Annotated in this window: 6 protein-coding genes; 5 read left to right on the top strand and 1 reads right to left on the bottom strand. The window is 67.1% G+C overall.

What is annotated here, in order from left to right; all coding sequences use genetic code 11:
- Nucleotides 1–298: 298 nt before the first annotated feature.
- Entirely contained in the window at nucleotides 299–520 is a 222-nt protein-coding gene (locus tag HUW62_RS02975; protein ID WP_163865865.1) for a hypothetical protein, read from the bottom strand.
- A 196-nt stretch (nucleotides 521–716) separates the two neighbouring features.
- Here HUW62_RS02975 and HUW62_RS02970 point away from each other — a divergent pair, with 196 nt between their 5' ends.
- From HUW62_RS02970 to HUW62_RS02950, 5 genes are all read left to right on the top strand, one after another.
- Complete coding sequence (locus HUW62_RS02970; protein WP_176433499.1) at nucleotides 717–1,655, top strand: MoxR family ATPase; 939 nt, start codon at nucleotides 717–719, stop codon at nucleotides 1,653–1,655.
- Between the two features lie 97 nt (nucleotides 1,656–1,752).
- Entirely contained in the window at nucleotides 1,753–3,168 is a 1,416-nt protein-coding gene (locus HUW62_RS02965) for a patatin-like phospholipase family protein (RefSeq protein WP_240356350.1), read from the top strand.
- A gap of 95 nt (nucleotides 3,169–3,263) precedes the next feature.
- Entirely contained in the window at nucleotides 3,264–4,214 is a 951-nt protein-coding gene (locus HUW62_RS02960) for a branched-chain amino acid transaminase (RefSeq protein WP_163865604.1), read from the top strand.
- A gap of 126 nt (nucleotides 4,215–4,340) precedes the next feature.
- Entirely contained in the window at nucleotides 4,341–5,678 is a 1,338-nt protein-coding gene (locus tag HUW62_RS02955; protein ID WP_163865605.1) for an AAA family ATPase, read from the top strand.
- 116 nt (nucleotides 5,679–5,794) lie between these two features.
- Entirely contained in the window at nucleotides 5,795–6,637 is an 843-nt protein-coding gene (locus HUW62_RS02950; protein ID WP_163865606.1) for a Fic family protein, read from the top strand.
- Nucleotides 6,638–6,810: the final 173 nt, after the last annotated feature.

Raw genomic sequence — 6,810 nt, 5'->3', positions numbered from 1 at the left:
CCCCCGCCCCCGCACCACTGGGTGGCGACGAGTCGGAGCCCACCGACCGCACCATGGTCATGCAGATCCCCGTCGGCGGCGTGAAGGAAGACGACGACTGGACGGCGCTGGTGGACGAGCTGGACAAGTAGCCCGCTGCCCGGGGCCGCCGCCACGGTGGCGGCCCTCGCCGGAAATCCCCACCTCGTGCTGTCTGGAATCCCGGCACCCGCCGGAAGGCCGGCACGGGGCCGGGGTGCCTCGAGCAGGGTCGCGAGCCGTCCGGCCGCGACATCCATGCCCTACCGAGGCGGAAAACTCAGAGGGCGGCGCGCGCGTCGCGCACCAGCTCCTTGAAGTGCAGCGTGGCGAGGACGTCGCGGAGGGAAGCCTCGCGGCCGACGCTGTGCGCCTGCGATTGCGCCTCCCGCCAGCGGCTCACCAGCGTCCGCACGGCGATGTACGACAACAGCAGGGGGAAACCACCCGGCAACAGGATGATTGCCACCGCCATCACCATCCTCATCCACGCCCACACCATGACCACGGACCTCGCTGCTTTCCTTCGTGAGTTGCGCCGTAGAGATGCATGACGTGTGCCCACGGTGCGCAAATAGTTTCCCCGCGTTTTTCCGCAGGGTTGGAGGGCAGCGAGGCAGGAAGGTTGGGGACCGGGTCCACGGACCCTGGCATTTTTGCCGCAGTCGCCTGGGGGGCCGTCGGTTAAGTTCAGCCGGGTGAGCCCCCCTTCGACGGAAGAAATCCGCGCCTTCACCAGCGTGGCGGACGCGGAGAAACAACTGGAGCAGGTGGGATACCTGCCCTCCCCGGAGATCGCCACGGCGGCCTTCCTGGCCGACCGGATGGACAAGCCCATCCTCGTCGAAGGACCCGCGGGCGTGGGCAAGACGGAGCTGGCGCGGGCCATGGCCACGGCGCTGGGCCGCGAACTCATCCGCCTCCAGTGCTACGAGGGCCTGGACGAGGCCAAGGCTCTCTACGAGTGGGAGTACGCCAAGCAGCTGCTCTACACCCAGCTCCTCAAGGACAAGATTGGGGAGATGGTGCAGGGCACGTCCACGCTGTCGGAGGCGGCGGACCGGCTGGCCTCGAGCGACGCCGTCTTCTTCTCCGAGCGCTTCCTCCTGCCGCGTCCCATCCTCCGCGCCCAGCTCTCCGAGCGCCCCGCCCTGCTGCTGGTGGACGAAATCGACAAGGCGGACCCGGAGTTCGAGGCCTTCCTGCTGGAGGTCCTCTCCGACAACGCCGTCACCATCCCCGAGCTGGGCACCTTCCACGCGAAGCACATCCCCCGGGTGCTGCTGACGTCCAACAACGCGCGCGAGCTGTCCGACGCGCTCAAGCGCCGCTGCCTGCACCTGCACATCGACTTCCCGGACCGGGAGCGGGAGCTGCGCATCGTCCGCTCGCGGCTGCCCCACGTGCCGCAGGTGCTGGCCGAGCAGGTGGTGGAAGCCGTCGCCGCCATCCGCGCGCTCGACTTGAAGAAGGCGCCCTCCATCAGCGAGACGCTGGACTGGGCGCAGAGCCTGGTGCTGCTCAACGCGGAGCAGCTCACCTCGGACGTCGTGGCCTCCACGCTCAATCTCGTCCTCAAGTACGAGGGCGACATCGAGAAGGCCCGCGCCAACCTGCCGCAGATCGCCCAGGCGTGAGGTCCTTCATGACGCCCGCCCTCCCGAGGGCGGCGGGAGGAGGTCCGACGCGCGGTGTATGCTCGGGGTTCGCGCCCACCGAGGCCCTGGCCCACCCGTGCTCCTGAAGGAACGCTTCCAGATCACCCGGCCGCTCGAGGAGCTGGAGCTGTCGCTCGTGCGCGCCTCCCTGGCGTCCCCCGGCCTGCTCGACGCGCGCGAGGAGGCCATCCTTCGCACGGCGCTGTCCCTCGCCCGGCTCTACAAGGTTCAGCACGGAGGACTCGACGTGGGCGTGGGCGCGCTGCTCACGCCGTTCCGCGAAGAGGTGGAGCGCCGCCTCACGCCCGTGCTGGGAGGACTCCGGCCTCCGACGAGAGACAGGCTGGTGCCCCACGTGAGGGACTTGCGCGAGCACGCCGCGAAGGCGCGTGACGGAGTGGTGGCGAGGCTGCGCGGACGCGTGCCACCCGAGGCGTTGGACCGCGAGCTGCGTCACAAGGAGCTGGTGATGGTGACGGGCGGCGGCGGCGGCACCGCCTTCGTGTACCTGGGGGTGATGAGCCTTCTGGCCGAGCACGGCCTGGAGCCGAAGCTGCTCGCGGGCGCGTCCATGGGCGCCATCCTCGCCATCATGCGCTCGCGCATGGCCCGCTTCGACCCCACGGAGATGACCAACATCGTCCGGGGGCTGTCCTTCCGGAAGCTCTTCCGCTTCATCTCCACGGAGAGCCGCTACGGCCTGCCCGCGGCGCTGCGCCTGTTCCTGCGCGCGGGTCTGGGACGCTTCTTCGGCGCGGGGCCCGAGGGCAGCGGCATGCGCCTCAAGGACCTTCCGGTGCCCACCATCATCACCGTGGGCGGCATCCGCCGAGGCATGCTCCCCCGCCCGCTCGAGTATTACGAGCGCCTGCTGGGCACCAGCCCCCTGGGCCTGCTCAACCCCGCGGGCGTGGCGCGCAGAATCCAGGCCGCCATGGGCGCGATTGGAGAGCTGTTCACCCGCCCCGAAATCACCGTGCGCCTGCACCTGGGCGCAGACGACGCCACCGGCGAATTCGACGCGCTGGACGCCGCGGGCTTCTCCTCCGCCCTGCCCGGCGTCATCCACTACGACGTGCTGCGCGAGGACCCTCGCATGCACTCGCTCCTGGACGGGATGCTCGCCCACCACGGCGTGGCGCGCCTCATCGACGGGGGCCTCGTGGACAACCTGCCGGCGAAGGCCGCGTGGAAGGCCGTCGCGCGCGGACGCATCGGCACGCGCAACACGCTCATCCTCGCGTTGGATGGCTTCGCGCCCCGGCTCACCACGCCGTTCTGGCTTCCGCTCCAACGCCTGGCCGCCATGACGGTGGCGCCCAACCTGCCCTACGCGCATCACATCAAGCGCTTCTCGCGCACGCTGTCACCACTGGATGTCGTGCCCTCCGTGGAGCTTGCCTCCAAGGCGCTGCACTTGGGTCGCAAGGCACTCGCCGAGGACCTGCCATTCCTTCGACGCATGCTGGCCCCACTGCCACACGTGCTCTGATTTCCCTGAAGTGGCTTTCACGCTTTGACCTCATAGGGACCTGTGGCTAGAAGGGGCGGGCAGTCCCACTTCTTACAGGCCGAAGGAACCCCCGCATGAGCTCGACCTCGACCAGTGTTTTGCGTGCCGACCAGATATGGCTCGACGGCAAATTGGTGAAATGGGACGAGGGCCAGGTGCATGTGATGACGCACGCCCTCCACTACGGGCTGGGCGTCTTCGAGGGCATCCGCGCCTACAAGACGCATGATGGCCGGCTCGCGGTGTTCCGCCTGCGCGAGCACATCCGCCGGCTGCTCGACTCGGCGCACATCATCATGTTGAAGATGCCGTACTCCGAGGACGAGCTCGTCGAGGCGTGCCTGGACCTCTTGCGCAAGCAGAAGGCGCAGTTCGCCAACGGCGCGTACCTGCGGCCGGTGGCCTTCATGGGCGACGGCGCCATGGGCCTGGGCGCGGTGAACCCCACACGCGTGGCCGTGACGGCGTGGGATTGGGGCGCGTACCTGGGCGACAAGGGCATCCGCGAGGGCATCCGCGCCAAGGTGAGTTCCTTCACGCGCATGCACGTCAACGTCAACATGGTGCGCGGCAAGATTTCCGGCCAGTACGTCAACTCCATCCTCGCCAAGCGCGAGGTGGTGATGGCGGGCTACGACGAGGCCATCCTCCTGGACATCAGCGGCTTCGTGGCGGAAGCGTCCGGAGAGAACCTCTTCATGGTGAACAAGAAGGGCATCATCAAGACGCCGCCCCTCTCCTCGCCCATCCTCGACGGCATCACCCGCGACACCGTCCTGAAGATTCTGCGCGACAGCGGCCGCGCCGTGGAGGAGGTCACCTTCACCCGCGACGCGCTCTACATCTCCAACGAGATCTTCTTCACCGGCACCGCCGCGGAAATCACCCCCGTGCGCGAAGTGGACGACCGCGCCGTCGGCACCGGCAAGCCCGGCCCCATCGGCACCTTCGTGCAGGAGATGTACTTCCGCACCGTCCGGGGCCAGGAGCCGCGCTACGCCGAGTGGCTCACCTACGTCGACTGATGCCCCTACGCGCCGGGTCTCCGGCGCCCCCGGGGTGGGGAGCCTGCCTCCTCGCCCCTCGGGTCTCCCGGGAATGACCATCCCTTCTGCCCTCCCAGGACGGGTTTTGGGCTAGAAAGGGCCCCGATGGCTCCCGCCGGACACGCCTACGACGACAATCCGTTCAAGCTCGAGAACCCGTCCATCCTCGACATCGCTCCCGCCGAGCCGAAGTCGGTGGAGGAGACGGGGCTCAAGATGGGACTGCTCGCGGACATCGCGCTGAAGTTCCTCTATTACACCGGCACCGGCACCGGCATGGTCATCGCGGACGAGATGCGCCTGCCGTGGTCGGGCGTCATCGAGCACGTGGTGGACTTCATCGCCACGGAGAAGCTGGTGGACCTGCGTGGCGGCAAGGGCTTCGGCCGCGCCTCCGTGGAGTTCATCCTCACGGAGAAGGGCCGCGAGTACGCGCGCGACGCGCTCACCCGCACGACGTACGTGGGCCCCGCACCCGTGCCGATTGAGCAGTACAACGCGCTCATCACCAGCCAGACCGAGGAGACGCCCGTCGTCAGCCAGGAGGAGCTGGTGATGGCGCTCAGCCACCTCACCGTCCCCGCGGAGCTGATGGACAAGCTGGGCCCCGCGGTGAACTCCGGGCGCTCGCTCTTCCTCTACGGTCCCCCTGGCAACGGCAAGACGAGCCTCGCGGAGGCCGTCTCACACATGTTCGGCGGCGAGGTCTTCGTGCCGCACTGCCTGGAGATCGGCAATCAGATCATCCAGGTGCACGACCACCTCATCCACACCCCCGTCAAGCTGGAGATGGGCGGAGATGCGTCCGGCCGCCGACAGTCCTTCGAGATGGACAACCGGTGGATGCTCTGCCGCCGCCCCGCCGTCGTCGTCGGTGGCGAGCTCACGCTGGAGACGCTGGACCTCATCTACTCGGAGAGCACCCGCTTCTACGAAGCCCCGTTCCAGGTGAAGGCCAACGGCGGCATGCTCCTCATCGACGACTTCGGCCGCCAGAAGGTCCACCCGACAGACCTTCTCAACCGGTGGATCGTTCCCCTCGAAAAGCGGGTGGACTTCCTCACCCTCCACACCGGCAAGAAGTTCGAAATCCCGTTTGATCAGCTTCTCGTCTTTTCCACGAATTTGGACCCCAAGGAGCTGGTCGACGAGGCGTTCCTGCGCCGCATCAAGTACAAAATCGAGGTGGGCAATCCCGACGAAGAGTCCTACCGGGAGATCTTCCGCCGGGTGTGCGAGGCGGCGGGCATCCCCTATGTGGACCAGGCCGTCACGTACCTTGTCGAGCACTACTACAAGCCCCGGACGATGCAGCTTCGCGCGTGCCATCCCCGCGATTTGGTGGGGCTCATCAAGGACGCGGCCCGGTACCGGCAGATACCGCCGGCCCTGTCCAAGGACCTGCTCGACCAGGCGTGCGAGGTCTTCCTCGTCAATCTCTAGTGGATTTCGTTGTTACAACCGTGCGGAATTTCTAGAATCCGCATGCCGTTGTATCGCTCGGCCGCACGCTTCGGTCTTCGCTCGCGAAGATACGACGCAAGAAGGAGCCGCAGTCCGTGAAGGAACGCTACCAGGACATCGACGAGAAGAACGAGGCGCTGCGCGAGTACCTCGACATCTACAAGGACAAGCAGCCCGCGCGTGAGTTCCTCGAGCAGTTCGAGATGTCGTGGATCTACCACGACGCCGCGCTGGAAGGCGTGGTCTACACCCATCAGGAACTGAAGGCGGCGCTGTTCCCCGGACGGGCCAGCGCCGAGGCCTCCATGATTCCGGTGGTGCTTGAGATTCGGAATCACAAGGCGGTCTGCGACTTCCTTCGCGAAGAAGCCGCGGGCGCCAAGAAGCAGGCGCAGATCACCCTCACCACCATCAAGCGGATGCACGACCTCTTCCTGGGGAACACCCCGGAGGCACTGGCCGAGCGCGCGCGCATGGAGCGACGGGAGCGCACGGAGAAGGAGCTCGCCAAGGAGCGCGAGCGCTCGGGACTGCGCAAGGACATGCCGCTGCACCGCACGTACTTCCACGACATCCACCAGCCCGTGAAGATCCAACCGGCGCTGGAGAAGCTCGTGGACTACACGGCCAGCGCCGAGTTCCGCGAGTTCCATCCGATAAAGCAGGCCGCCACCGTGCAGCACAGCTTCCTGCAGATCTTCCCCTTCACCGAGCACAGCGGGAAGGTGGGGCGCATGTGCAGCAACCTCATCCTGCTGCGCAACGGCTACATGCCCGCCGTCATCCACTCCATCGACCGGCAGCGCTACTACGAGTGCTTCCGCGGCCCCGTGGCGCAGTTCCGCACGGTGCTGATGGACGCCATGGAGAACTCGCTCGACAACGGGGTGAAGTACTTCAGGGACCTCGGCCGCAAGTACAAGGCCATCAACAACTAGTTGGACCTCCTCAAGTTGGAACCCAAGGGGGCAGGAAGGCGTCCGGGCACACGGCCTTCCGCCCCTCCGTGAACGTCGGAGGGGGCGTTTGCACCATTGGTGTGCGGGTGACACCGCGCCCTCGATGTCGAGCAGACAACATCCGGCATCTCGAAACCCGAGGCCGGAGGAAG

It is taken from the genome of Myxococcus sp. AM011, assembly GCF_013372595.1.
In the GTDB taxonomy this organism is placed as follows: domain Bacteria; phylum Myxococcota; class Myxococcia; order Myxococcales; family Myxococcaceae; genus Myxococcus; species Myxococcus eversor.
The sequence above is the reverse complement of the archived record's forward strand: the minus strand, read 5'-3'. Positions and strand labels throughout refer to the sequence as shown.

Bases quoted from the DNA above. Each gene is read 5' to 3' on its own strand.
- HUW62_RS02955 (WP_163865605.1), top strand. From the start codon at position 4,341: ATGGCTCCCGCCGGACACGCCTACGACGACAATCCGTTCAAGCTCGAG.
- HUW62_RS02975 (WP_163865865.1), bottom strand. From the start codon at position 520: ATGGTGTGGGCGTGGATGAGGATGGTGATGGCGGTGGCAATCATCCTG.
- HUW62_RS02960 (WP_163865604.1), top strand. From the start codon at position 3,264: ATGAGCTCGACCTCGACCAGTGTTTTGCGTGCCGACCAGATATGGCTC.